The 23,827-nt window shown below is 74.0% G+C and carries 22 protein-coding genes and 1 pseudogene; 11 read left to right on the top strand and 12 right to left on the bottom strand.

Annotated elements, in window-relative coordinates; all coding sequences use genetic code 11:
• Nucleotides 1-8: 8 nt before the first annotated feature.
• Both Aau02nite_RS05055 and Aau02nite_RS05050 read left to right on the top strand, forming a co-directional pair.
• The gene (locus tag Aau02nite_RS05055; RefSeq protein WP_212987137.1) at nt 9-929 is read left to right on the top strand and encodes an ABC transporter ATP-binding protein; all 921 of its coding nucleotides are present in this window, start codon (nt 9-11) and stop codon (nt 927-929) included.
• On the top strand, nt 926-2,503 hold the full coding sequence (locus Aau02nite_RS05050; RefSeq protein ID WP_212987136.1) for an ABC transporter permease: 1,578 nt from the start codon (nt 926-928) through the stop codon (nt 2,501-2,503). Before Aau02nite_RS05055 ends, Aau02nite_RS05050 begins: the two co-directional genes overlap by 4 nt.
• Here Aau02nite_RS05050 and Aau02nite_RS46220 read toward each other — a convergent pair.
• From Aau02nite_RS46220 to Aau02nite_RS05035, 4 genes are read right to left on the bottom strand one after another with little or no spacing between them, the layout of a single operon-like run.
• Nucleotides 2,497-2,754 (bottom strand): cellulose binding domain-containing protein, encoded by a 258-nt coding sequence (locus Aau02nite_RS46220; protein ID WP_246594912.1) that lies wholly within the window; start codon nt 2,752-2,754, stop codon nt 2,497-2,499. The two genes, Aau02nite_RS05050 and Aau02nite_RS46220, sit on opposite strands and share 7 nt — an antisense overlap.
• Complete coding sequence (locus tag Aau02nite_RS46215) at nt 2,751-3,062, bottom strand: endo-1,4-beta-xylanase (RefSeq protein WP_246594911.1); 312 nt, start codon at nt 3,060-3,062, stop codon at nt 2,751-2,753. Before Aau02nite_RS46215 ends, Aau02nite_RS46220 begins: the two co-directional genes overlap by 4 nt.
• Nucleotides 3,059-3,265 carry a hypothetical protein gene (locus Aau02nite_RS05040; protein WP_212987135.1) on the bottom strand — a complete coding sequence of 69 codons (207 nt, stop codon included), beginning with the start codon at nt 3,263-3,265 and terminating at the stop codon, nt 3,059-3,061. Before Aau02nite_RS05040 ends, Aau02nite_RS46215 begins: the two co-directional genes overlap by 4 nt.
• Complete coding sequence (locus Aau02nite_RS05035) at nt 3,229-5,478, bottom strand: putative bifunctional diguanylate cyclase/phosphodiesterase (protein WP_212987134.1); 2,250 nt, start codon at nt 5,476-5,478, stop codon at nt 3,229-3,231. Before Aau02nite_RS05035 ends, Aau02nite_RS05040 begins: the two co-directional genes overlap by 37 nt.
• 213 nt (nt 5,479-5,691) lie before the next feature.
• On the opposite strand from Aau02nite_RS05035, the gene Aau02nite_RS05030 reads away from it, so the two are divergent.
• Nucleotides 5,692-7,758: a peptidoglycan D,D-transpeptidase FtsI family protein gene (locus Aau02nite_RS05030; RefSeq protein WP_246594910.1), complete on the top strand. Its 2,067-nt coding sequence runs from the start codon at nt 5,692-5,694 to the stop codon at nt 7,756-7,758.
• A gap of 56 nt (nt 7,759-7,814) precedes the next feature.
• The gene (locus Aau02nite_RS05025; RefSeq protein WP_212987133.1) at nt 7,815-8,825 is read left to right on the top strand and encodes a LacI family DNA-binding transcriptional regulator; all 1,011 of its coding nucleotides are present in this window, start codon (nt 7,815-7,817) and stop codon (nt 8,823-8,825) included.
• A 212-nt stretch (nt 8,826-9,037) separates the two neighbouring features.
• On the opposite strand, the gene Aau02nite_RS05020 is transcribed toward Aau02nite_RS05025, so the two are convergent.
• Nucleotides 9,038-10,477 carry a serine/threonine-protein kinase gene (locus Aau02nite_RS05020; RefSeq protein WP_212987132.1) on the bottom strand — a complete coding sequence of 480 codons (1,440 nt, stop codon included), beginning with the start codon at nt 10,475-10,477 and terminating at the stop codon, nt 9,038-9,040.
• 143 nt (nt 10,478-10,620) lie between these two features.
• On the opposite strand from Aau02nite_RS05020, the gene Aau02nite_RS05015 reads away from it, so the two are divergent.
• The gene (locus tag Aau02nite_RS05015) at nt 10,621-11,580 is read left to right on the top strand and encodes an AraC family transcriptional regulator (RefSeq protein ID WP_246594909.1); all 960 of its coding nucleotides are present in this window, start codon (nt 10,621-10,623) and stop codon (nt 11,578-11,580) included.
• A 13-nt stretch (nt 11,581-11,593) separates the two neighbouring features.
• On the opposite strand, the gene Aau02nite_RS05010 is transcribed toward Aau02nite_RS05015, so the two are convergent.
• On the bottom strand, nt 11,594-12,382 hold the full coding sequence (locus Aau02nite_RS05010; RefSeq protein ID WP_212987131.1) for an SDR family NAD(P)-dependent oxidoreductase: 789 nt from the start codon (nt 12,380-12,382) through the stop codon (nt 11,594-11,596).
• A gap of 85 nt (nt 12,383-12,467) precedes the next feature.
• Here Aau02nite_RS05010 and Aau02nite_RS05005 point away from each other — a divergent pair, with 85 nt between their 5' ends.
• On the top strand, nt 12,468-13,001 hold the full coding sequence (locus tag Aau02nite_RS05005) for a TetR/AcrR family transcriptional regulator (RefSeq protein WP_212987130.1): 534 nt from the start codon (nt 12,468-12,470) through the stop codon (nt 12,999-13,001).
• 12 nt (nt 13,002-13,013) lie between these two features.
• Here the strand turns inward: Aau02nite_RS05005 and Aau02nite_RS05000 are convergent, their stop codons facing one another.
• The 3 genes from Aau02nite_RS05000 to Aau02nite_RS04990 all read right to left on the bottom strand — a co-directional run bounded on the left by Aau02nite_RS05000 (nt 13,014) and on the right by Aau02nite_RS04990 (nt 16,457).
• The gene (locus tag Aau02nite_RS05000; protein ID WP_212987129.1) at nt 13,014-14,378 is read right to left on the bottom strand and encodes a transaminase; all 1,365 of its coding nucleotides are present in this window, start codon (nt 14,376-14,378) and stop codon (nt 13,014-13,016) included.
• A gap of 99 nt (nt 14,379-14,477) precedes the next feature.
• Complete coding sequence (locus Aau02nite_RS04995; RefSeq protein ID WP_246594908.1) at nt 14,478-15,500, bottom strand: 5'-3' exonuclease; 1,023 nt, start codon at nt 15,498-15,500, stop codon at nt 14,478-14,480.
• 9 nt (nt 15,501-15,509) lie between these two features.
• Nucleotides 15,510-16,457 carry a helix-turn-helix transcriptional regulator gene (locus tag Aau02nite_RS04990; protein ID WP_212987128.1) on the bottom strand — a complete coding sequence of 316 codons (948 nt, stop codon included), beginning with the start codon at nt 16,455-16,457 and terminating at the stop codon, nt 15,510-15,512.
• A gap of 92 nt (nt 16,458-16,549) precedes the next feature.
• Here Aau02nite_RS04990 and Aau02nite_RS04985 point away from each other — a divergent pair, with 92 nt between their 5' ends.
• The 4 genes from Aau02nite_RS04985 to Aau02nite_RS04970 all read left to right on the top strand — a co-directional run bounded on the left by Aau02nite_RS04985 (nt 16,550) and on the right by Aau02nite_RS04970 (nt 19,604).
• On the top strand, nt 16,550-16,978 hold the full coding sequence (locus tag Aau02nite_RS04985; RefSeq protein ID WP_212987127.1) for a VOC family protein: 429 nt from the start codon (nt 16,550-16,552) through the stop codon (nt 16,976-16,978).
• Nucleotides 16,979-17,178: 200 nt separating this feature from the next.
• Nucleotides 17,179-17,352: a hypothetical protein gene (locus Aau02nite_RS04980; RefSeq protein ID WP_212987126.1), complete on the top strand. Its 174-nt coding sequence runs from the start codon at nt 17,179-17,181 to the stop codon at nt 17,350-17,352.
• 165 nt (nt 17,353-17,517) lie between these two features.
• Nucleotides 17,518-18,741 carry an MFS transporter gene (locus Aau02nite_RS04975; RefSeq protein ID WP_212987125.1) on the top strand — a complete coding sequence of 408 codons (1,224 nt, stop codon included), beginning with the start codon at nt 17,518-17,520 and terminating at the stop codon, nt 18,739-18,741.
• Nucleotides 18,741-19,604, top strand: coding sequence for a P1 family peptidase (locus Aau02nite_RS04970; RefSeq protein ID WP_212987124.1), 864 nt, complete (start codon nt 18,741-18,743; stop codon nt 19,602-19,604). The genes Aau02nite_RS04975 and Aau02nite_RS04970 overlap by 1 nt, the downstream gene beginning before the upstream one ends.
• 404 nt (nt 19,605-20,008) lie before the next feature.
• On the opposite strand, the pseudogene Aau02nite_RS46210 reads toward Aau02nite_RS04970, so the two are convergent.
• The 3 genes and pseudogenes from Aau02nite_RS46210 to Aau02nite_RS04960 all read right to left on the bottom strand — a co-directional run.
• A pseudogene (locus tag Aau02nite_RS46210) lies at nt 20,009-20,545 on the bottom strand (glycosyltransferase family 87 protein); the annotation flags it as partial.
• Between the two features lie 212 nt (nt 20,546-20,757).
• A complete protein-coding gene (locus Aau02nite_RS04965; protein WP_212987123.1) occupies nt 20,758-21,819 on the bottom strand; it encodes a hypothetical protein in 1,062 nt (353 codons plus the stop codon).
• A complete protein-coding gene (locus Aau02nite_RS04960) occupies nt 21,816-22,373 on the bottom strand; it encodes an RNA polymerase sigma factor (protein WP_212987122.1) in 558 nt (185 codons plus the stop codon). Before Aau02nite_RS04960 ends, Aau02nite_RS04965 begins: the two co-directional genes overlap by 4 nt.
• Nucleotides 22,374-22,538: 165 nt before the next feature.
• Between Aau02nite_RS04960 and Aau02nite_RS04955 the strand changes: the two genes are divergently transcribed.
• Nucleotides 22,539-23,822: a methyl-accepting chemotaxis protein gene (locus Aau02nite_RS04955; RefSeq protein ID WP_212987121.1), complete on the top strand. Its 1,284-nt coding sequence runs from the start codon at nt 22,539-22,541 to the stop codon at nt 23,820-23,822.
• Nucleotides 23,823-23,827: the final 5 nt, after the last annotated feature.

Genomic DNA, 23,827 nt, shown 5'->3' with positions numbered 1-23,827 from the left:
GAGTTCCCATGACGACGTCTACCGAAGCCATCTCCATCTCCGCACTGAGCAAGTCGTTCGGCAGCGCCAAGGCGCTGGACGGCCTCGATCTGACCGTGGCGGCCGGTGAGGTGCACGGCTTCCTCGGCCCGAACGGCAGCGGGAAGACCACCACCATCCGGGTACTGCTCGGCCTGCTCCGGCCCGACGCCGGCCAGGTCCGGATGCTGGGCGGTGACCCCTGGCGGGACGCGGTCGCCCTGCACCGCCGGCTGGCGTACGTGCCGGGTGACGTCACGCTCTGGCCCGGTATCACCGGCGGCGAGGTCATCGACCTGCTCGGCCGGATGCGCGGCGGGCTCGACCGGCGCCGGCGTGACGAGTTGCTGGAACGGTTCGACCTGGACCCGCGCAAGAAGGCGCGCACCTACTCCAAGGGCAACCGGCAGAAGGTGGCCCTGGTCGCGGGGCTCGCCTCGGACGCCGAACTGCTGTTGCTGGACGAGCCGACCTCGGGCCTGGACCCGCTGATGGAGTCCGTCTTCCAGCAGTGCATTCAGGAGGCGAAACTGCAGGGACGGACGGTCCTGCTGTCCAGCCACATCCTGGCCGAGGTCGAGGCGCTGTGCGACCGGGTGAGCATCGTCCGGCTGGGCCGCACGGTGGAGTCCGGCACGCTGGCCGAGCTGCGGCACCTGACCCGTACCTCGATCTCCGTGGAGACGGCCGAGCCGTTGCGCGGCCTCGAGACGCTGCCCGGGGTCCACGACATGGTGGTCGAGGACCGCCACGCCCGCTTCGACGTCGACACCGCCCAGCTCGACGCCGTGCTGCGGCTCCTCGTGCCGCTCGGCGTGCGCAGCCTGACCAGCACACCGCCCACTCTGGAGGAACTCTTCCTGCGCCACTACGGCGCCGGGCCAGCGGCGGGGGAGCAGGTGGCGTCGTGACCGGCACCTGGGGACTGCTGCGGTTCATGCTCCGCCGGGAACGGATCGGCCTGCCGTGGTGGCTGCTGGGGGCCACGCTGCTCGTGCTGGTGCAGTCGACCCAGAGCCAGAACCTGTACGACAGCCCCGAAGCTCTCGAGCGGCTGCGCCGGACCGTCGGCGGCAACACCGCGGTGATCGCGATGAGCGGGCCGACCCGGCTGCTCGATTCGATCGGCGGGGAGGTCGTGTTCGAGATCTTCGCCTTCGTCGCGATCGTCGTCGCGCTGATGGCCATGTTCCTGGTCGGCCGGCACACCCGGGCCGAGGAGGAGACCGGACGGGCCGAACTGATCCGCTCGGCCCGGGTCGGCCGGCAGGCCCCGCTCGCGGCGGCGCTGGCCCTGGCCGGCCTGGCCAGCCTCGCCGTCGGGATCCTGGTCTTCGCCGCGGCCGCGGGCACCGGCCTGCCGGTCGGGGGCTCGATCCTGTTCGGCGCCGCGACGGCCACCGTGGGCCTCACATTCGCCGGGCTCACCGCGGTCGCGAGCCAGGTCTTCGAGAACACCCGGGCGGCGTACGGGTCCGTCGGGCTCGTCCTCGGCGCCGCGTACGTCCTGCGCGCCGCCGGGGATGTCGGCAGCGGTGCGCTGTCCTGGTTCTCGCCCATCGGATGGGGCCAGCGCACCTTCCCCTACGCCGGTGACCGGTGGTGGCCGCTGCTGCTCCCGCTGGTGTCCAGCGTGCTGCTCGTGACAGCCGCCGTGGCCCTGTCGCGGCGCCGCGACTTCGGGGCCGGCCTGGTGCCGTCGCGTCCCGGCCGGGCCCGGGCGACCCGGTGGCTGCGCGACGCCTACGGGCTGGCCTGGCGCCTGCAGCGCGGCAACCTGGCCGGGTGGGTGGTGGCACTGGGCCTGCTGGGCGTGGCGTACGGAGCCATCGCGGACACCATCGAGCAGTACATCCGCGACAATCCCGAGATCGCCGAGTTCCTGCCGGGAGGGGCCGCGGACGTCGTCGACGCGTACCTGGCGCTGACGTTCGGCATGGCCGCCCTGATCGCGGCGGCGTACGGAGTGGCGGCCGTCCTGCGGGTCCGGGGCGAGGAGACGTCCGGCCGGGCCGAGCAGGTCCTGGCCACCGGCACGAGCCGGCTGACCTGGCTAGGCGGCCAGCTCAGCGTGGCGCTGGCCGGCAGCGCCCTCGGGCTGCTCGCGTTCGGGCTGGGCGAAGGAGCGGCGTACGGGGCGACCGTGTCCGACGCCGGCCAGGTGCCGCGACTGGTCGGTGTCGCGTTCGCCTACCTCCCCGCCGTGTGGCTGATCATCGCCGTGGTGGTGCTGAGCCTCGGGTGGGCCCCGCGACCGTCGGCCGTGCTCGGGTGGGTGGCGGTCGGGTACTGCGCGGTCGTCACCCTCTTCGGCGACTCGTTCGACCTGCCCGGCTGGGCCCGGCGCGGGTCCCCGTTCGCCCACACTCCGCAGGTGCCGCTGGTGGATCCGGCTCTCACGCCGCTGCTCGTGATCACCGCCCTGGCCGCGGTCGCCCTCGCCGCCGGGTACGCCGGGCTACGCCGCCGCGATGTCGGCTACTGAGCGCAGCTGACCCCGTCGAGGGCGAAGGCGGCCGGTGGGCGGTTCGCGCCGGTCCAGGAGGCGAGGAAGCCGAACGACGTGGTGCCGCCCGCGGCCACCGTGGCGTTCCAGGACGTGCTGGAGACCGTGACGGCGGTGCCGGTCTGGGCCGCCGTACCGTTCCAGGACTGGGAGATCCGCTGCCCGTCGGCGAACGACCAGGCCGGCGACCACGGGGTCAGCGGCTCGCGGCCGGTGTTGGTGATCGTCACGGCGCCCTGGAAACCACCCGGCCGCTGCCGGCCACCCGGTAGGACACCGCGCAGCCACCCGCGGGCGGGGCCGATGCCGATGGTGACGCCGACGCGGAAGGCGAGCTCCGGCCGACCACGGCCCAGTACCCCTCCTTGGCCTGCAGCCTGGTGTCGAACAGCAGCGGAGCGTCCTTGCGGGTCACCGGGAACGTGTCCAGCCAGGTGTTGTCGTCGGCCAGGCCCCACAGGGTCACCGAGGTGACGGTGGGGGCGTACCGGCGGAACAGGGCCATCATGTCGCGGTAGACGGACGCCTGCGCGCTCACCAGGGCGTACAGCGCGTCGCGTTTGGCCGGTTGCCCGGGGTGACCGAGGAGAAGTGCTCGGCCAGCAGCTCGCCGTGCACGCCGACCGTCTCCGCGGCGGGTATCGCGGCGGCGACCGGGCCGGCGGCCAACAGAGCGGGCGCGGTCAGGGCCGCGACGCACGCCGTCAGCCGGGTGGGCCGGCCTGCTCCGGAGTGCTCCACCAGTCCTCCGATACCGGGGTGTTGTCGGAGTGCCGCAGCAGCGCCTCGATCTGCGCCGAGCCGGCCGGCCGGGCGAAGAGGTAGCCCTGGCCGTAGGTGCAGCCCAGCGCGCTGAGCAGGGAGTGCTGGTCGACGTTCTCGATGCCCTCGGCCACCGTCTGCAGCCGCAGTGCCCGCCCCAGCTGCACCACGGCCTCGGCCAGCGTGGCGTCGTCGGGGTCGGTGGCGATGCCGTCGATGAACGCCTTGTCGATCTTCAGGATGTCGATCGGGAAGCGCCGCAGGTAGGACAACGACGAGTAGCCGGTGCCGAAGTCGTCGATGGCGATGTGCAGGCCCAGGTCGCGCAGCTCGCGCAGGGTGCTGATGGTGGCGTCGGTGTCCCGCATGAGCAGCGACTCGGTGATCTCCAGGACCACCCGGCCGGGGTCGATCCCGGAGTCGCGCAGTACGCCGGCGACGTCCGCGACCAGGTCCATGTGCTGGAACTGGCGGGCGGAGAGGTTCACGCTGATCCGCAGCTGTTCGGCGCCCGGGACGTCACTGTGCCAGGCGGCCACCTGCCGGCACGACTCGGCCAGCACCCAGTGCCCGAGCGGCACGATCAGCCCGGTCTGCTCGGCCAGGCCGATGAACGTGTCCGGCCCGAGCAGGCCGCGCTCCGGGTGCTGCCAGCGCACCAGCGCCTCGACCCCGATGAGCCGGCCCGAGGGCAGGTCGACGATGGGCTGGTAGTGCACCACGAACTCGTCGTCGGCCAGGGCCTGCTCCAGCCGCAGGCGGGCCTCGGCCTCCTGCAGGGCGTCGGCGTACATCGACTCGTCGAAGATGACGTAGCGGTCCCGGCCGGCGGTCTTGGCCGCGTACATGGCCAGGTCGGCGTCGCGCAGCAGCTCGTGGGTGTCGGCCTCGGTCGCGGTGTGGGTGATCTTGGCCGAGGCGATGCCGATGCTGGCCGTGGTGACCAGGTCGCGGTTGCCGACCCGGACGGGCAGCCGGACGATCTCGAGCAGGCGTTCGGCCAGCGCGGCCAGCTCCAGGTCGTCGAGGTTCTCGACCAGCACCGCGAACTCGTCCCCGCCGAGGCGGGCCAGCGTGTCGGCGGGCCGGATACAGCCGCTCATCCGCGTGGCGACGGCCTGGATGAGCTCGTCGCCGGCGGAATGCCCGAGGGTGTCGTTGACCTTCTTGAAGTCGTCCAGGTCGACCAGCAGCAGCTCCACCCGGCCGCCGCTGCGCAGGTTGCGGGCCACCGCCTGGTTCATCCGGTCGCCGAGCAGCGCCCGGTTGGGCAGCCCGGTGAGCGAGTCCTGGAACGCCTGCCGGGTGAGCTCACCCTCCAGGGCCTTCTGCTCGCTCACGTCCCGGATGGTCAGCACGACCGCGTTGATGTGCGGGTCGGACAGCCGGTTGGTCCCGGTCACCTGCACGTTGATCCACCGGCCGTCGGCGTGCTGGCAGCGCGAGTCGATCCGCTCGGTGTGACCCGGGGCGGCCGCGCGCAGGTCGAGCATCCACGCGGAGATCCGGGCCAGATCGTCCGGATGCGTCATCGCGACCATGGTCTCGTTGGTGAACTGCGACGCGTCGCGGCCCAGCACCCGTCCCGACGACGAGCTGGCGAAGACCACGCCGCCGTCCGAGATGGCGAGCACGGCGTCGGAGCCGTTCTCCAGCATGGCCTCGGTGCGGCGCTCGGCGACCGCGCGGTCGGTGTCCTGCTGCCGGCGGCTGTGCGCGGTCAGCGCGCACAGCCCGGTCACCACGATCAGCACCATGGACAGCGACATCACCAGCACCGGATTGGGCTGCGGTGTGGTGACGGCGAGCGTGAGGTAGCCGGCCTCGGCGAACAGGCCCAGCCCGAGCAGGGTCCGGGGCAGGAACACGGCCGAGGCGGCCACCACGATCACGATGGCGCCGGCCGGGTAGATCGCCAGGCCGTCGTCGTCGAACTGGTTGAAGGCGTAGAGGGCCGTCAGGGCGGCGGCGTACCAGGCGCTGAGCCAGCCGCGTACGCCCGTGTGGCGCACGATCCGTGTCCACGGCAGCGCGCTGGCGGCCAGCAGCAGGACCACGGCCAGCCCGAGGGGGATCAGCCACCAGCGGTACTGCGGCGCCCAGGCGACCCCGACGCGTAACGCGCCCATGAGAGTGAGCGCGGCGATGATCCACAGGTCGAGCCGGATCTGCCGTGCCCGATATTGCGCCAAGCTGGCGTCTGATCCGGCCCAAAGCTGCACGCCCCACATGTCGGACGCGGGAGGCCGGTCCGGAGACAAACCGCCGATTTAGTTTCCCGCGGCGCCCATCCCGCGGTCCCCGACACGCTGGCAGCGCTGCGGGAGTCCACGGCGGCGCGCGCCGGTGGAGCGGGCCTGACAAGATCGCGTTCGTCGATGCCGCTGATGCGAGGGACGCCCACCATGCCCCGCGACCGCCCGTACGTCCCGCGTGACCAGGCCGCGCCCCGGGGCGCGGCCGGTGATCCGCTGCGTGACGCCCTGGACCTGCTGGGCACCCGGCGCACCGCCCGCCACCCGGCCCCGCCCGTCGCGGCCCAGCCCCTCCCGGAGGTGCCCGCCCAGGCCCCGCGGCGGTCGCCGGAGCAGCCGCGCCCGAGGCCGTCCGCTCTCCCGCGACAGCGCCGGAGGAGCCCGGAATCCGCACCGGGCCGTCGGCCGCAGCGGCGCCCCGCGAGTCCCGCAACGTCCTCCGCGTCCCGGCAGCCACGACCGCAGCTTCAGCTGGCCGGCAGCCGCCGCCGGATTCGGCTGGCCACCGTGTTCGCCCTGGCCCTGTTCACCGCCATCGGCGTACGGCTGGTGGTCCTGCAGGTGAGCCAGTCACCCGAGGAACTGGAGCTGCTGCTGGCCGAGCAGCGCAACCGGCTCGTGCAGGTCGAGCTGCCCGCGGCGCGCGGCAGCATCGTCGACCGCTCCGGCGCGGTGCTGGCCCGCAGCGTCGAGGCCCGATACGTGTACGCCGACCCCGAGCTGATCCAGAACCCCCGGGTGGCTGCCGATCGGCTGGCCCCGCTGCTCGGCGTGGCCCCCTCCCGGCTCGCCCGGCTGATGGCGAAGCAGAAGCGGCCGGACGGCACCGATTCCCGCTTCGAGTACCTGGCCCGTGGGGTCGACATCCCGGTCGCGCACGCCGTCGACGGCCTCGATCTGACCGGCATCGGCATCGGGCGCGACGAGCGGCGGGACGTGCCCGGCGCGGATCTGGCCGCCAACCTGATCGGGTTCACCGGCGCCGACCGCACCGGGCTGGAGGGCCTGGAGGCCCGCTACGACGATGTGCTGCGTGGTCAGGACGGCCGGATGACCTACGAGCGCGGCAATCCCGGGGTTGACGACGGGCGGCTGGCCAAGGAGATCCCCAGCGGCTACCACCGCCTCACCCGGGCCCGTCCCGGTGCCACGCTGCACCTCACGATCGACCGGGACCTGCAGTTCCAGACGCAGCGGGCGTTGTGCCCGGCGCTGGCCAGGGCGGGCGCGACCTTCGGCGCCGCGGTCGTGCTGGACGTGCGCACCGGGGAGGTGCTGACCCAGGCGAGCTGCCCGGGCTACAACGCGGCCAAGCCGCTGCAGTCCGAGCCGGCCGAGCGGGCCGACGTCGCGAGCAGCATCGCGGCCGAGCCGGGCTCCACCCACAAGGCCTTCGTCGTGGCCGCCGCGCTGCAGGAGGGCCTGATCACCGCGGAGACGACCGTGCCGGCGGGCGGGCCCCTGGTCCGCGGCGGTACGCCGTTCGTCGACGAGCACCCGCAGCCACCGGGCACCCGGCTCACGATTCCGCGGGTGCTGGCGTACTCGTCGAACGTCGGCACGATCGCGGTCGCCGACCGGCTGGGCCCGCAACGGATCTTCGCGTACCAGAAGCTCTTCGGCCTGGGCACCGCCACGGGCGAGGGTATGCCCGGCGAGAGCGCCGGCCGGTTGCTGCCCCCGGGGCAGTGGAGCCCGTCGGCCCCGGGCTCGGTGCCGATCGGCACCAGCGTCGACGCCACGCTGATCCAGATGGCCGCCGGGTACGCGGCCATCGCCAACGACGGCACCTACATCGCCCCGCGCCTGGTGCGCTCGACCGTCGACGCCGACGGCACGGTGACCCCCGCCGCCGCGCCGGAGACCCGCCGTGTGCTCAGCCCCGGGGTGGCCGCCGAGGTGCGGCGCATGCTGGAGGCCGTCGTCGTGGTGCCCGGCGCCACGGGACGCCTCGCCGCCGTCCCCGGTTACCGGGTCGCCGGCAAGACCGGCACGGTGGACCGCCTCGTCGACGGCCGGTACACCAGCGCGAACGCGGTCTCGTTCATCGGCATGGCCCCGGCCGAGGCACCCCGCTTCGTCGTCGCCGTCTCCGCCGCGGTGCCGCAGGGCGGCGGGGGCGAGGTGGCCGCCCCGGCCTTCAGCGACATCATGGGCCTCACCCTGAGCAGATACCGGGTGCCGCCGTCCACGACCCGCCCACCGGCGTTCAGGTGAACCCGCAGGGTAGGTTGTGGCTGGCGAGGCATGACGGGGAAGGCAGGGGAGGACCGATGACGACGGAGCGGTCCCGATCCACCGGACGCCCGACCCTCGACCAGGTCGCGGAACGAGCCGGGGTCGGCCGCGGCACCGTCTCCCGGGTGGTCAACGGCTCGGCGCAGGTGAGCCCGGGCGCCAAGGCCGCGGTCGAGGACGCGATCGCCGAGCTGGGGTACGTACCCAACCGCGCCGCCCGCACCCTGGTCACCCAGCGCACCGACTCGATCGCCCTGGTCATCTTCGAGTCCGGGGAGCGCTTCTTCGCCGAGCCGTTCTTCGGCCGCATCGTGCAGGCCATCGCGTCGGTGCTGGTGGAACGCAATCTGCAGATGGTCCTGATGATCTCCCAGTCGCAGCCGGAGCGCGAGCGCCTGGAGGGCTACCTGACCCGCCAGCACGTCGACGGCGCGTTGCTGCTGTCGCTGCACGGCACCGACAACCTGATGGACAAGCTGGAGCAGCGCGGCGTGGCGACGGTCCGGGCCGGCCGGCCGGCCGAGGGCGAGCCCGGCTGCTACGTCGACGCCGACAACCGCGGCGGTGCCCGCGAGGCGGTGGAGTACCTGCGCCGGTCGGGGCGCCGGCGGATCGCCACCATCACCGGCACGATGGACATGGCGCCCGCCCTGGCCCGCCTGGACGGGTACCGCGACGTGGTGGGCGAGGGAATCGTCGCGCACGGCGACTTCAGCGAGGAGGGCGGCGCCGCGGCGATGCGGTTGCTGCTCGCCCGGCACCCGGACATCGACGCGGTCTTCGCCGCATCGGACATGATGGCGGCCGGCGCCCTGCGCACGATGCGCGAGCACGGGCTGTCGGCGCCGGGCGACATCGCGGTGATCGGCTTCGACGACTCGGTCATCGCCCGGCACACCGACCCGCCGCTGACCAGCGTGCACCAGCCGATCGAGGAGATGGGCCGGCAGATGGTCCGGCTGCTGCTGGCCAAGATCGACGGCGAGGACCCGGGACCGGGCGGCCCGGTCCTGAGCACCCGCCTGGTCCTGCGCGGCTCGGCCTGACCCGGCGGCGCACCCGCGCTGTCGCCTGCCCGCGCCGCGGCCTGCCCGCGCCGCGGCCTGCCCGCGCTGCCGCCTGCCGCGCTGCCGCCTGCCCGCGGCGCGCGGCCGCGCCTGCTTGCGCCGCGCCTGCTTGCGCCGCGCCTGCTTGCGCCGCGCCTGCTTGCGCCGCGCCTGCTTGCGCCGCCGTTGGGCGCGCCCCGGCACGCTGCCGGTCAGCTGGAGCGCAGGGCCTGGTCGAGGTCGGCCAGGCGGGCCCGGAGGATCTTGGCGAGGGCGGTGTCCACGCTGCCCTCGCCGATCCGGTCGTCCAGCTTGCGCCGCAGCTCGGCCACCTGCTCGTCGGCCTGGCGGCCGTCCCCGCGGTCCAGCGGCCGGAGCAGGTTGAGCAGGTCGACCGCGACGTCGGGCCGGATCTGTCCCTCGGCGCGGCCGTCCTCGACCGCCGTGCGGAAGCGGGCCTGCGCGACATCGGCGTCGAGCGGCGGGGCGTCGGCCTCCAGCGGTGCGGCCCCGCCGTCCGACGGCGGGGCCGTGGTGCTGACCGCTGTCCGGGGCGTCGCCTTCGCGGACGGCGCGGCTGACGGCGGCGGGCTTGCCGGGGGCGGGCTCGCCGCCGGGGACCGTCCGGCCTCGACGTTCGGCCGGGACGTGCCGAGCGCGGCGAAGAGGGCCAGCGCCGAGACGACCAGGGCGACCAGAGAGGACCAGAGCACCAGCCGCTTGCGTCCCGACCGGGGGCGCTCGTCGCCGCCGGGGCCGGGACCCGCGGCGCCGGCCCGGTGCCGGGTCACGGTGACCACGGGCGCGGGCTGCTCCGGCTCGTCGGGCGCGGCCAGCTCCGCCAGTCCTTTACCGACCTCGGCGGCGCTCGGCCGGCGGTCCGGCTCGTCGGCCAGGCAGCGGGTCACCAGCTCGCGGAACGCCGCCGGCAGGGTGGACGGCAGTGCCGTGGCGCCCTCCGCGCGGGCCTGGGCCAGCTCCTCCCAGGTGTCCACCGGGTACGGCGGCTGCCCGGTCACCATCTCGAACAGCAGCACACCCAGGCCGTACACGTCGGTCGCCGGTTCGGCGGGCTTGCCGTCCAGGCGTTCCGGGGCCACGTACGCCGGGGTGCCGAACGTCGCCCCGGTCTCGTCGTCGTCCGGCTCGCCGGCGACCGCGCTGATCCCGAAGTCGAGGATCTTGATGCCGGTCGGGGTGAGCATCACGTTGCCCGGCTTGACGTCGCGGTGCACCACGCCGCTGGCGTGCGCGGCGGTCAGCGCGTCGGCCACCGCGGCCCCGATCCCGGCCGCCTCCCGCCAGGAGAGCGGGGCGCGGGCCACCCGGGCGGCCAGGGTCTCGCCGGCCAGCAGCTCCATCACCACGAACGGCGCCACCGAACCCTCGGGGCGGACCGCCTCGTCGTAGTCATGCACCGCGGCGATGTTGGGGTGGGACAGCCGGGCCCCCATCCGGGCCTCTTTCCAGGCCAGCTGGAGGACGTCGGTGCGGGCCCGGTCCAGGCCGGTGGGCAGCTTCAGCGCGACCGGCCGGGCCAGCAGCTCGTCCTGGGCGTGCCAGATCTCGGCCATCCCGCCCGTCTCCAGCCGCGAGACGAGGCGGTAGCGGAACGCCAGGAGGGTGCCCGCCGCCGGCCAGTCGTCGCTCATCTCGGAACACTCGCCCAGCGCACGCGACGTGTCAACTCATGGGCGGCGGTCACTGCCTCCCGCGGTACGCCGGACGCGTCCACCACCGGGTCGCCCATACCGTTGCAGTAGCGGTTCGCTCACGGATCGGTGATGCTGGGGGCGTGCACGCCATCAGCATGACCACCTCGGACGTGGACGAAGCCCGTACGGTCCTGGGGGAGCACTTCTACTCCAGCACCGTCGACGTCCTGTCCCCGGGCCGCTGCAGCGCCGGCTTCGACATCGCGCACAGCGACCTGGTGACCTTCGGGGACCTGCGGTTCGGCATCGACGTGCGGATGTGGTTCGGCGAGCTGGGTTCGTACCATGTGGACGTACCGCTCAGCGGTGAGCTCGTGTGGCGCCAGGGCCGCGGCGAACCACTCGTCGCCACCACCGCCACCGCCGCGGTGTTCCAGCCGGTCGGCGACACCGTCCTCGAGCGATGGAGCGGCGACTGCCGGCTGCTCGCCGTGAAGATCGACCGCGCCGCCCTGGAGGACGAGCTCAGCCGGATGATCGACGGGCCGGTGGGCACGCCGGTGCGGTTGATCCCGGAGCTCGACGTCTCCGGCGGGCTCGGTGCCGCCTGGGCGCGCCTGGCCCGGATGATGGCCACCGATGCGGCCGAGCCGCACGGTCTGGTGCGGCATCCGCTGCTCGGCCGCCAGCTGCGGGAGAGCCTGATCGGCGGGCTGTTGCTGGCCGCGTCGCACAACTACCGCGACGTGCTGGCCAACCGCCGGCCCGGACTGGCCGCCCCGCGGGCCGTACGGCGGGCGGCCGAGGCCATGCGCGCCGATCCGGGCCACTCGTTCACGGTCGCCGACCTGGCCCGGGTCGCCTCGGTCAGCCCCCGCTCCCTGCAGGACGGCTTCCAGCGTTACCTGAACACGTCGCCGATGGCGTACCTGCGGGAGCTCCGGCTCTCCCTGGCCCACGAGGAGCTGCGGCGCACCGATCCCCGCGACGGCACGGTCACCGAGATCGCGTACCGGTGCGGGTTCGTGCACCTGGGCCGGTTCGCGGCCCGCTACCGCCGCCGGTACGGCGTGTCCCCGTCGCAGACCCTGCGCAGCTGAGCGCCCGAAGCCGCTACACGGTCTTGGTGGCGCCGGCGTCCAGGAGCCAGTTCGAGCCGATCGCGCTGGGCATGGTGGGGGACGACAGCAGCAGCACCGCGCGGGCGATCTCGTCCGGCTCGATCAGGGTGCCGGTCAGCATGCCGCCCTGGCCCGGCATCGCGGCGAGCAGTGCGGCGTGGTCGATGCCCAGGTGCGCGGCCAGCTGGGCGCCGTAGCCGTCTTTGCCCTCCATCAGGTGGGTGCGCGTACCGCCCGGGGTGACCACGTTGACCCGGACTCCCTGGGCGCCCACCTTCTCGGCCAGTCCGCGGGAGAACGCGTTGAGGGCGGCCTTCGCCGTGGCGTAGGGCAGCGGCGTCGCCCCAGGGCGCAGGGCACTGTCGGAGCTGATGGTCACGACGGCTCCCCGCGCTTCGGTCAGGGCCGACAGCGCGGCCCGGGTGCTCCGCACGGCCGCATGGAGGTTCAGGGCGAAGGTGGCGGCCCAGTCGTCGTCGGTGCCGTCGAGCGGATCGGTGAACGCGCCGTCGCTCATGGTGCCGCCGCCCGCGTTGTTGATCAGGATGTCGAGGCGGGGGTCGGCGGCGAGCACGGCCTGCACCATCCGCCGCGGGCCGTCGGGCTCGGCAAGGTCGGCTGCCACGAACGAGGCTCCGGTGGCCTCGAGGTCGGGCGTGCTGTTCCGGGACGCCGCGGTGACCGAGGCGCCTTCGGCCACGAAGGCCCGGACGATCGCGAGGCCGATGCCCTTGCTCGCGCCGGTGACGAGGACACGCTTGCCGTTCAGCTGAAGATTCATGGCTTAAATGCAACACACGAGTCTCGCTTAAGTCAATAACTGCGTCATTGATGTCTCACATGCCGCTAGCCTAGAGTGGTCCGGGATGAGAGCGGACGCGGAACGCAGTACGGCCCGGATCCTCGAGGCCGCCGAAACCGTGCTCGCCGACGACCCGAACGCCTCGCTGGAACGCATCGGCGACGCCGCCGGGGTCGCCCGCGCGACCGTCCACCGCCGCTTCGCCTCCCGGCAGGCGCTGCTGAAGGCGCTCAGCGAGCGGCTCAACGATCGCTACCTGGCCGTGATCGAACAGGCCAAGGTGGAGACCGCGCCGCCCGTGCTGGCCCTGCACCGGGCGTCGGAGATCGTCTTCGACCTGAAGATCAGCCACCGCTTCTCGATCACGTTGGCTTCGGCGCCCGGCCGTGAGGTCCAGGACGGCCTCGACCTGCTGTTCACCCGCCTGCAGGAGGCGGGCGCGATCGCCCCCGCCAGCCCTTCCTGGTGCCGCCGGGTCTACCTGGCCCTGATGGGCGAGGTCTATCTGCTCCCCGACGAGGCGCCGGAGCTGGTAGAGGCCGGCGGCCGGGCCGGCCTGCTGGTCAAGACCGTGCTGGGCGCCCTCGGTGGTCGCTGACCCGGTCGCCGGTCAGGTGAGCAGCTCGCCGAGGGCGGCGGCGAAGACCTCGTGGTGGCGGGCCACGTCGTCCGTCGTGGTCTGCGGGCACATCAGGGCCATGTTGTGGAACGGCGTGAGCAGCACCCCGCGGTTCAGCAGGTACGTGTGCAGGAAGTCCTCCAGCTCGGCGTCGGCGCAGGCGGCCGACTCCGTGCCGGTGCGCGGCGCCGGGGCGGCGAACCGGTACTCCACCCGGGCGCCCACCTGGGCCACCGACCAGGGCAGGGCGTACTCGGCGATGGTCTTGCGGACGCCGTCGGCGAACGCGGTGGCCACCTCGATCATCGCGGCGAAGGCGGCCTCGGTGAGCACCTCCTCCAGCGTCGCCCGGGTCGCGGCCATCGACACCGGGTTGCCGGCCAGGGTGCCACCGACCCCGCCCATGTCGATCAGGTCGAGGTCGGTGCGCCCGGTCAGCCGCGCGGCGAGCTCGGCGCTCAGCCCGTACGCGCCGACCGGGACGCCGCCGCCGATGGCCTTGCCGATGGTGATCACATCGGGGTCCAGGGCCCAGGCGGCGGTCGCGCCGCCGGGCCCGGCCGAGAACGTGTGGGTCTCGTCGTTGATCAGGTACGTGCCGTGCTCGCGGGTCAGCGCCCGCACCCCGGCCAGGTAACCGGGCTCGGGCAGCACGATGCCGATGTTGGTCAGCGCCGGCTCCATCAGCACCGCCGCGACGTCGCCGTGCGCCAGTTCCCGGGCCAGCCCGTCCAGGTCGTTGAACTCGGCGACCCGGCTGGTCAGCGTCACGTCACCGGGCGCACCGACGTTGCCCTCGCGGCTGCGCGGCCGGCCGTCCGGCCCGACCACGATCAGCGACTCGTCGACCGAGCCGTGGTAGCAGTAGCTGTTGACGAGGATGCGCGAGCGGCCGGTGACGGCACGCAGCAGCCGGACGGCCCAGCGGTTCGCGTCCGTCGCGGTGAGCGCGAAACTCCAGGCGGGCAGGCCGAAGCGGCGGCTCAGCTCCGCGCCGACCAGCGCTGCGTCCTCGGTGGGCACCATGGTGCTGGCGCCGCCCAGCCCGGACAGGCGCCGGGTGACCGCCTCGACGACAGGTGCGGGGGAGTGCCCGGCCATCGCCGCGGTGTCACCCAGGCAGAAGTCCATGTACTCGTGGCCGTCGATGTCGGTGAGCCGGGCCCCGCGGGCCCGGTCGAGGTAGACCGGGTAGCCCGCCGCGCTCTTGTTCATCCAGGTCATCGGCACCCGGCCGAAGAGGTTGCCGGCGCGGGCGTAGGCCGCCGCCGAGCGCGGGTGCCGGTCGGCGAAGGCGGCCCGCTCGCGCGCGGTCAGCTGCTGGAGGCGGGCGCGGTCGATGGAATCCGTCGGCATGGCGCGACGCTACCAACGATCCGTGCGCACAACGACCCTCCGGACGACCGATTCCGCCACCAGGTGCGCCGCCGCGTCGTTGCGCCCGGCGGCGCCGGGTCAGAACAGGGCGAGCTGGCCAGGGGTCGGATCGCGGCGGCTGGTCATCCCACCGCGCAGCCGCCACGGCTGCAGCTCCGGCATCGGCTCGGTGACCACGGCCGGCGGACTCCCGCCGGTCAGCGCCCACAGCGACGGGCCGAAGTTGATCCCGCGTCCGGACAGGACGGACCGCATCGCGCCCAGCCGCAACGGCAGCCGCGCCGCCCGCAGCTCCGGCATGGGCAGGTCCGCGCGCATTCGCATGAGCCGGCGGTTGCGCTCGACGATCTCCCGGGTCTCCGGCCGGCCCAGCTCGTCGGTGCACTGGGCGCCGACCACGTCGCGCACCGACTGCGCGTCGCCCGCATCGATGGCCGCCCAGGCGGCGTCCACCGTGTCGAAGGCCGCCAGCAGCCGGGCCGCGGTCGCCGAGCCGAACCGGCGGACACCGTGCAGGTTGTCGGACGGGTCGCCGCGTAACGCGGCGTAGTCGCGATACTGCGCGGCGCGGACCCCGCAGAGGGCCAGCAGTCCCTCGGGGTCGACCAGGACGGCCTCGTCGAAGCCGCCGTTGCGGACCCGCAGCACCGAGGTGGTGTCGTCGATCAGCGCGAACGCGTCCCGGTCGCTGGTCATCAGCACCGAGCGCCAGCCGTGCCGCCGGGCGTGCGCGGCCGAGCTGGCCAGCACGTCGTCGGCCTCGTAGGCCGGCGGCACGACCGTGCACACGCCGGCCGCCGCCAGCAGCTCGGGAGCGCCGGCGATCTGCTCGCTCAGGTCCGCCGGTTTGTCCGGCCGGTGGGCTTTGTAGGCCGGATACTCGGTGCGCCGCGCGGAGTCCTGCGGGCAGTCGAAGCCGACCACCACGGCATCGGGACGCAGGTGCGCGGCGGCCCGGGCGAGGTATCCGACCAGCCCGCGCAGGGCCCACACCGGCCGGCCGGCCTGGTCCAGGAGCCCTTCCATCGCCGCGGCATGGTAGGCGCGGTGCAACAGACTGTTGCCGTCGAGCACGAGCAGCAGGGGGGCCGGGGGCGACACCCGGACAGCCTATGCCGGACCGTACCGGGCGACGAGTTCCGCACCCAGACGGGCGAGCTCGGCCTGGACCGGTTCCGGCTCGAGCACCTCGACGGCGGCCCCCCAGCCGGCGAGTTGCTCCGCGATGGACAGTGCCATCGGGGCCGCGACCCGGACCCGGACCCGCCCGTCGGCGAGCGTCTCCAGCAGCTCGCAGTGCCGGCCGAAGTGGTCCCGGAGCACCGGCAGCAGCCGCTCGGCGATCAGCACGGTGGCGGAGAGCAGGGACCGGCGCTGCTCGACCACGCCGACCACCCGCTCCCACTCGCGGGACAGGTCGAAGCCGGCGGGCCGCTCGGCGACCTGGTCGGTCACCTCGGCGGCGGCGATCCGGTCGACCCGGAAGGTCCGCTGCCCCTTCTCGGTTCCCGCGACCAGGTACCAGACCTCGTCCTTGTCGACGAGACCGAGCGGATCGACGAGCCGCGGAGACTCCCGCGCGCCGCGGCTCGCGTACCGGAATGCGACCTTGCGCCGGCGGACCACGGCGTCCTGGAGCAGGTCGACCAGCTCGGGACGGTCCCGGTCGCGCTCACCCCAGCGGGCCGCATCGACGACGACCACGTCGGCGGCGGCCTCGGCGTCGGCCCGGAACGGGTCCGGCAGGGCCCGGACGAGTTTGCGCAGCGCCGAACGGATCGGCGGCGCGACGGCCGCGGCCGGCCCGGCGAGCAGGAACAGTGCCCGCGCCTCGGCCGAGGTGAGGCCGCTCAGATCGGTGCGGGCGCCGCCCACCAGCGACCAGCCGCCGCCCCGGCCGGGCTGCGGATAGACCGGGACCCCGGCGGTCGACAGCGCCTCCAGATCGCGGCGGGCGGTGGCCACCGACACCTCCAGTTCCTCGGCCAGCTCGGCGGCGGTCACCCGGCCGCGGGCCTGCAACACCAACAGGGTGGCCACCAACCGGTCCGCTCGCATCTCGCGATCCTGTCAAACAAAGTGCTCACTTGGTGAGCACTTATCACCCGCATGATGAGGGTGTCAACGAGCAGAGCGCAGGGGAGACCACGATGTTCCGAGGATTCGCCACCATCAGCTTCTACGCCGACGACGTCAGCGCCGCGGCGGACTGGTACGCCGAACTGTTCGGCGCGAAGCCGTACTACGCCTTCCCGCCCGCGCCGGCGGCGCCCGCCTACATCGAGTTCCGGATCGGCGACGACGAGGACGAGCTCGGCCTGATCGACCGCCGGTACGCCCCGGCGGCCGCGGCCACCACGCCCGGCGGCGCGGTGATGCACTGGCACGTCGATGATCTCGAAGGGACCGTGGCGCGGCTGCTCGCGCTCGGAGCGACCGAGTACCAGCCGATCACCCACCACGGCGACGGTGAGGGCTTCTCGACGGCTGCCGTCGTGGACCCGTTCGGCAACGTGCTGGGCGTCATGAACAACCCCCACTACCTGGAGATGCTGGCTGCGCGGGCGGGTGCGGCCTGACTCACGCCGGGCAAGCCCTCAGCTCCGGGGCGGGCCGTCCGATTGTCGGGGCCCAGCGCCGATTCATCGGTCCCGGCGCCGGAGCATCATCGCCCCTCGGCCGGAGCTGCATCGGCCCCACCGCCGGAGCAGCATCGGCCCCGCCACCGGAGCAGAGGAGACGCCATGTCCCGCATTCGTGTCCGCGCCGGAGGCGGGCGATGACCGCCGCCGCCGACGTCCTGACCGCCGTCGCCGGCCTGGGCGTGCCGTGGTGGGGCTGGACCGCCCTGGTCGTCATGATCTTCTGGGGCCTGCTCGGGCCCGGCGACCAGGGGCAGGAGGAGGACTCCCCGACACCGGAGCAGCAGCGCGCTCTCGCCCAGCGACGCTGACGAAGCGCCGGCAAGGTGATGACAAATGGCCTGGCCCGGGAGGGTACCGGCCGCCTACCATCGCCTCATGACCTGGCGACATTGATCCAACCGTAGAGGCCACTCCCGTGGGCCGCCGCGGCCGCCGTGTGACCGGCGTCCGCTCCGACTTCACGGGAAGGCCTCATGACCCTCGACTCCGCACGCGTACGCCGGCTCGCCGGCACGCTCTATGCGTACGCGTTCCTCGCCGACCTCGTCCTGCTCTACCCGGTGTACGCCCTGCTGTTCAGCGACACCGGCCTGTCCGTCTGGCAGATCTCTTCGCTGTTCGTGATCTGGTCAGCCGGCAGCACGCTGCTGGAGGTGCCCTCCGGCGCCTGGGCCGACGCGGTCTCCCGGCGATTGCTGCTGTGCCTGGCTCCGTTGGCGGGCGCCGCCGCGTTCGCGCTCTGGGTGCTGGCGCCCTCGTATCCGGCGTTCGCTCTGGGGTTCCTGCTGTGGGGCGCTGGTGGGGCACTCGCGTCCGGATCGCTGGAGGCGCTCGTCTACAGCGAGCTGGCCCGCCTCGGTGCGGCGCACCGCTACGCCCGCACGATGGGCCGGGCCCGCACCGCGGAGACGGTCGGCTTGGTGCTGGCCACCGCGCTCGCGGGGCCGGTGCTCGCCGCGGGCGGTTATCCGGCGGTCGGCGCGGCCAGCGTGCTCGCCGGGATCCTCGCCGCGCTGGTCGCCACCCGCTTCCCCGAGCACCGCACGGCCGCCACAGTGGCACCGGGCGAGGACGGCGACGACGATCTTGGCTGGTGGGCGAGCCTGCGCGCCGGGCTGGCCGAGGTTCGCACCGATCCTGCGGTCCGCGCGGCGGTGCTGCTGCTCGCCGTGGTCACCGCGGTCTGGGGTGCGCTGGACGAGTACACCCCGCTGCTGGCCGCCGGCACCGGCGTCGCCCGGGAGACCGTGCCGATGCTGCTTCTGCTGGTCTGGCTCGGGGTCACCGCGGGCGGGTTGCTCGCCCCGCTGGGTGAGCGGCTGGGCAGCCGGGGGTACGCCGTGCTGCTCGCGTTCTCCGGGGCGGTCCTGGCCGCCGGGGCGCTGATCGGGCACCCGGCCGGGTTCGTGCTGGTCGGGGTGGCGTTCTGCGGCTTCCAGCTGGCCACCGTGCTCGCCGACGCCCGGCTTCAGGACCGGATCACCGGCACCAGCCGGGCCACCGTCACCTCCCTGGCCGGCACGGCGACCGACGTGGCCACCATCGGCGTCTACGGTGCCTACGCGGTGGTCGCCGCCGGCGCGGGCAACGGAGTCGCCTTCGCGGTGCTGTCGGTGCCGTACCTGATCGTCGCCCTGGCGGTGGGCGTCCGCCGGACCGCCCGCGTGCCCGTCGGTGCGGGAGGAAGGATGGGGTGATGAGCGCACCGCAGTTGCTGTCCGCCCGGGCCGGGCACTGGACCGGGGCCGGCACCGGCGTGACCGTCATCCTGCCGCCGGCCGGCACCGTCGGGTCCGGTGAAGTCCGCGGCGGGGCGCCGGCCACCCGCGAGTTCGCGTTGCTGGAGCCGACCCGGCTGGTGGACCGGGTGGACGCGGTGGTGCTCTCCGGCGGTTCCGCGTTCGGGCTGGCCGCCGCCGAGGGGGTGATGGCGTTGCTGCGCGAGCGGGGGAGTGGCTTCCCGACGCCCGCCGGGCCGGTGCCGATCGTGGTCGGCATGGCGCTCTTCGACGATTCGGTCCGGACCGGACCGCCGGATGCGGCGAGCGGCCGGGCCGCCGCGCTGGCCGCGTACGCCGGCACGGAACTGACCGGCGGCCGGGTCGGCGCGGGTACGGGCGCCTCGACGGGCAAGTGGCGCGGCCGGCTCGACCCGGGTGGCCTGGGCCTGGCCGAACGGCAGGCGGGCACCGCCCGGGTGGCAGCCGTCGTCGCGGTCAACGCCTGGGGCGACGTGCTGGCCCCCGGCGGCGAGCCGCTCTTCGGTGACGCACCCGGTGCGGTCCGGCCGCAAGCCCTGTACGGCATGCAGAACACCACCGTGGCCGTCGTGCTGACCGACGCCCGGCTGTCCAAGAACGACTGTTTCCTGCTCGCTCAGAGCGGCCACAACGGTTTCGCCCGCTCGATCCACCCGGCCCACTCCCGCTACGACGGCGACGCGGTGGTGGCCCTGGCGACCGGCGAGTCCAAGCTGGACGCCGACCTCGACCTGCTCCGCGCGGTCACCGTCGAAACGGTCGCTGCCGCCGTCCGAGCCGCCGTCACCCCACCGGCGTGAGCGTTCGCGGAGCGGAAACCTCGGCCGTCCGCCAGGGCAGCAGCGTCACCAGCGCCACCAGCATCAGCGTGAAGGCGTTGCGCAGGATGAGCGCCCGGACCCCACCGGAATCGTCCGGGACGAGCCAGATCGGGGACACCACGGTGAGGGCGTAAACGGTGACCGCGGCCAGCGCCGGCACGACATCGCGGCGTCGGGCCGCGAGGTCGGCCAGTACCAGCACCGCGACCGGCAGGAACACCAGGTGGTGGGTCCAGGACATGGGGCTGACCAGGTTCGCGGTCAGGCCGGTCAGGGTCAGCGCCGTCACGGTGTCGCCGGCCGCGTACGCCTGCCGGGCCCGGCGCAGCCCCCACCACCAGGACCAGCACGCAGAGCGGGACCCACCACCCGGCCGGTGCGGCCGTCGTCCCGGCCAGGCGGGCCAGCAGCCCGGTCAGCGACTGGTTGGTCAGCGCCGCCGCGGTGCCCACCCGGTCGGTCTGCCACAGCAGGTCGCCGAAGTAGCGCAACGACTCGGCCGGCGCGATCAGGAACGCGCCCCCGGTCAGCGCCGCCGTCGTCACGATCGCGGTGCGCGCTGCCCGCCACTGGCCGGTGACCAGCAGATACACGATGAACAGGCCGGGCGTGAGCTTGATCGCGGTGGCGATGCCGACGCCCGCGCCGGCCCACCGCGAGCCCCTGCCGCCCAGCACGATCAGGTCGAGCAGTACCAGCGCGAACAGCCACAGGTTCACCTGGCCGAACCCGAGGGTCTGCCGGACCGGTTCGGTGCACAGCGCCAGCGGTACCGCCGCCGCCAGCACGAGCCGCAGCGGCCGTCCGTGCCGGGCGGCGATCGGGGCGGCCAGCACGGCCAGGACGACGGTCAGGGCCAGCACGCTGCCGGCGGCGTTCAGCCAGCCCGCCGTCGCCGCCGGGACGCGGGCCACCGGCATGAGCACGAACGCGGCGAACGGCGGGTAGGTGAAGCCCAGGTCGCCGCGGACGGGGGCGACGTAGTCGTACAGCTCGCCGCCGTTGCTCCACCACCGGATCGCGTCGTGGTAGATGACCATGTCGAAGAAGCGGTAGTGCGCGTCGAAGACCCGTACGACCAGGACCAGCAGCGCGGCCAGGCCGCCGACCGCGACGGTACGGAACCCGCGGCTCAAGGCTTGTCGCTCCAGGTGACGGTCGTGACGGCGGTGCTGTACTGCACGGCTCCGGCGGGCAGACCGGCGTTGGCCGCGCCCGGTTGCCGGACCACCGCCTGGGTGTAGGTGATCCGGTCGGAGTCGGGCCCGAGGTACACCTGCCACTCGACGACCCCGTAGCGTGGCGTCGGCGCCGTGTACGCCAGCGCCCGCGCCGGCCGGCCCAGCGGATCCGCGGCCGATTCCAGGGTCCGGACCCCGGTCAGGCCGGCCAGCATCCGGTAGATCTTCGCCCGGTCCGTGCTGCCCGCCACGTCGGTGAACGTGTCGAGCAGCTTCGTGCCGGTCCGGAACAGCCAGCCCTGCGGGTCCGCGGGTGTGCCCCGCCCGGCCTCGGTCAGCCAGGCGAGCATCGCGGGCCCGGTCCGGGCCGGGTCCTCCGGCAGATCGCCGAGCTCACCCGCGTACGGCTCGTCGCCGGCCAGGTCGGGATGCAGCGTCTGCTCCTCCTCGCGGGGCAGCTCCGCCGGGCCCGGCGAGCCGTCCGCGGCGTACGCGGCCGCGTCGCCGGCGGTCAGCGGCCGCACGCTCGACCCCCGCTCGCCGATCGTCAGCCACCCCTCACCCGGCCGGCCGGCCGCCGGTTGCACACTCTGGACGGAGTCGACGCGAATGACGTCGTATCCGGCGCCGGGGCCCAGATGCACGATCCGCGCGATGGTGCCCGTGGCGTGCACGAACTGCCCGCGCGGGCTCTCCCGCTCGGCCTGGGTGGCAGCCGCGGTCAGGATGCTCTGCGGCGTGGCCGTGCTCGCCCCGGCCTGCACCGGCGGCGCCGGCGGTGGGCTGGTGCGGTGCACGACGGCGAACGCAGCCACCGCTACGGCGGCCAGCGCGGCGGGCACCAGGGCGTAGCGCCACTCAAGACCGGCGAATCCCCGGTGCCGGCTGCGCGGTTGGGCCAGCACCGCCCGCTGCAGGAACAGCGCGCGCGGCGAGGTCGCGGAGTCGCGGACCTCGGCCTCCGGTACGGGATTGGCGGCGGCCAGCCGGGTCATGGCGTCCTGCTCGGTCATGCGGACTTTCCCCTCTGGCTCGCGGCACTGTGCAACTCGTACGGTCGGGGCACCGGCGGTGGCTGGTCCTGATCGGCTGCCTCCAGCAACCGGGCGAGCCGGCGCCTCGCCCGGTGCACCCGTACCTTGAACGCCACGGCGGTGCAGCCCAGCACGTGCGCGGCGGCGTCGTGGTCCAGGCCCTCCCAGCCGATCAGCAGCAACGCCTCCCGGTCGAGGCGCGACAACCGGCTCAGCGCCTCGCGCAGGCCGGCATCGGCGACGACCGAGACGGCATGGTCCGGTGTGGACGGCACGCCCCCGCCGGCCATCCGCTCGAACAGCCGGGCCCGGCGGCGGGCGGCCCGCTCCTCGTTGGCCAGGCTGTTGCGGGCGACGCGGTAGAGCCACGGCAGCGGCTCCGCCGGCAGCCGGGCGAAGTGCCGCCAGGCGGTGGCGAAGGTCTCGGCGACGACGTCGTGGGCCCGCGCCTGATCGGTACGGCGGGACACGAACGCCAGCACACGGGGATAGTGCCGGCGGAACAACGCCGTGAACTCCTCCTCGTCGCTCACGCCGGCCTTCTCCCCTCGTCGCGCGGCCTCGTCGAACCTTCAGGTCCGGCACCGCCCGCCCGGTTACCGATCGGCCGGCTTCTTTTTCCGAGCCAACTTCGACGCCGGTCCGGCCAACTTCGACGATCCGCCTCGTCGCGGCACCCCAGGCCGGATGATGGTGCCATGACCACGCTCGCGTCCCGGCTCCCACGCGGCGCCCGGCTGTCCCCGGAGTCCTGGGCCGCGCGGCACCACATCGTCACCACCCTGCTGTGGCTGCACCTGCCCGCACTGGTCCTGCTGGGCCTGCTCGGGCCGATGCCCGGGTGGGAAGCGCTGGCCCTGCCGGCGGGCATCGGCGCTCTCGCCCTCACCGCCGCCCTGCTGCGCGAGCCCCGGGCCAAGGCGTCGGTCACCAGCATCGGCCTGATCGCCTGCACGTTCGCGGCCATCGAGCTGTCCGGCGGCGAGATGGCCATGCACATCCACCTGTACGCCGTACTGGTCTTCGTCGCGCTCTACCAGCAGTGGACGCCGTTGCTCTGGGCCGTGGTCATCGTGGTGCTGCATCACGGCACCCTGGGCCTGCTGAACCCGCAGCGGGTGTTCGGGATGCACCACATGTCGGTGCTCGACGGCCTGGGCCAGGTCGCTCTGCACGCGGGCCTGGCCGCCCTCGAGGTGACCGGCATCATCATCCTCTGGCATTTCGCCGAGCAGGCCGAACGCGAGAACGAGGCACTGGCCGAGGCCGCCGAGGCGCAACGCTCCGCCACCACGTACGCCGAGCAGCAGGCCACGGCTCGGGCGGCCGAGGCGGAGCGGGTCCGTTCCGCCGAGACGGCGGTCCGCGCCGAGCGGCTCTCGACCGACGCCCTGGCCATCGGCCACCAGGCCCGCGCCGCGCTCGGCGCCGTCACGGCGGTCGACGCCGCCCTCGCCGCGCTCGCCGGTTCGGTCCACGACATCGCCGGACGGTCGCGCGACGCGGCCGGGAATGCCGCCGCCGGCAAGGACACGGCCGCGGCCGCCGCCGACAAGGTGCGGGCCCTGGAGTCGTCGGTCGGCGAGATCGCGACGGTCAACGCTCTCATCGCGCAGCTGGCCGGGCAGACCAATCTGCTCTCGCTGAACGCGACCATCGAGGCGGCCCGCGCCGGCGAGGCCGGGCGGGGCTTCGGCGTGGTGGCCAACGAGGTCAAGCAACTCGCCCAGCAGACGGCGGAGTCGGTGGAGCGGGTCAACGGCGTGATCCAGGCGATCGTGGCGCAGACCGGCGACGTGGCCAGCACCTTCGGCTCCACCACCTCGGCGGTGGCCGGCCTGTACGAGGTGCAGACGGACATCGCGGGGGCGATGCAGGACCAGGCCGCCGTGCTGGCCGAGGTCACCCGCCAGCTGACCACGGCCACGTCGGCGGCCGAGCAGGTCCTCGCCGGCCTGGAGCAACTAGCCGTCCCGGCCTGAGCCGT

It is taken from the genome of Actinoplanes auranticolor (assembly GCF_018332655.1).
Classification (GTDB): Bacteria; Actinomycetota; Actinomycetes; order Mycobacteriales; family Micromonosporaceae; genus Actinoplanes; species Actinoplanes auranticolor.
Note: the sequence above shows the minus strand (reverse complement) of the source record. Positions and strands in the feature narration are given on the sequence as shown.

Excerpts from the sequence above, each read along its gene's own strand:
- Aau02nite_RS05055 (WP_212987137.1), top strand. The coding sequence starts at position 9 with ATGACGACGTCTACCGAAGCCATCTCCATCTCCGCACTGAGCAAGTCG.
- Aau02nite_RS05030 (WP_246594910.1), top strand. The coding sequence starts at position 5,692 with ATGCCCCGCGACCGCCCGTACGTCCCGCGTGACCAGGCCGCGCCCCGG.
- Aau02nite_RS05025 (WP_212987133.1), top strand. The coding sequence starts at position 7,815 with ATGACGACGGAGCGGTCCCGATCCACCGGACGCCCGACCCTCGACCAG.
- Aau02nite_RS05020 (WP_212987132.1), bottom strand. The coding sequence starts at position 10,477 with ATGAGCGACGACTGGCCGGCGGCGGGCACCCTCCTGGCGTTCCGCTAC.
- Aau02nite_RS05010 (WP_212987131.1), bottom strand. The coding sequence starts at position 12,382 with ATGAATCTTCAGCTGAACGGCAAGCGTGTCCTCGTCACCGGCGCGAGC.
- Aau02nite_RS05005 (WP_212987130.1), top strand. The coding sequence starts at position 12,468 with ATGAGAGCGGACGCGGAACGCAGTACGGCCCGGATCCTCGAGGCCGCC.
- Aau02nite_RS05000 (WP_212987129.1), bottom strand. The coding sequence starts at position 14,378 with ATGCCGACGGATTCCATCGACCGCGCCCGCCTCCAGCAGCTGACCGCG.
- Aau02nite_RS04990 (WP_212987128.1), bottom strand. The coding sequence starts at position 16,457 with ATGCGAGCGGACCGGTTGGTGGCCACCCTGTTGGTGTTGCAGGCCCGC.
- Aau02nite_RS04985 (WP_212987127.1), top strand. The coding sequence starts at position 16,550 with ATGTTCCGAGGATTCGCCACCATCAGCTTCTACGCCGACGACGTCAGC.
- Aau02nite_RS04980 (WP_212987126.1), top strand. The coding sequence starts at position 17,179 with ATGACCGCCGCCGCCGACGTCCTGACCGCCGTCGCCGGCCTGGGCGTG.
- Aau02nite_RS04975 (WP_212987125.1), top strand. The coding sequence starts at position 17,518 with ATGACCCTCGACTCCGCACGCGTACGCCGGCTCGCCGGCACGCTCTAT.
- Aau02nite_RS04970 (WP_212987124.1), top strand. The coding sequence starts at position 18,741 with ATGAGCGCACCGCAGTTGCTGTCCGCCCGGGCCGGGCACTGGACCGGG.
- Aau02nite_RS04965 (WP_212987123.1), bottom strand. The coding sequence starts at position 21,819 with ATGACCGAGCAGGACGCCATGACCCGGCTGGCCGCCGCCAATCCCGTA.
- Aau02nite_RS04955 (WP_212987121.1), top strand. The coding sequence starts at position 22,539 with ATGACCACGCTCGCGTCCCGGCTCCCACGCGGCGCCCGGCTGTCCCCG.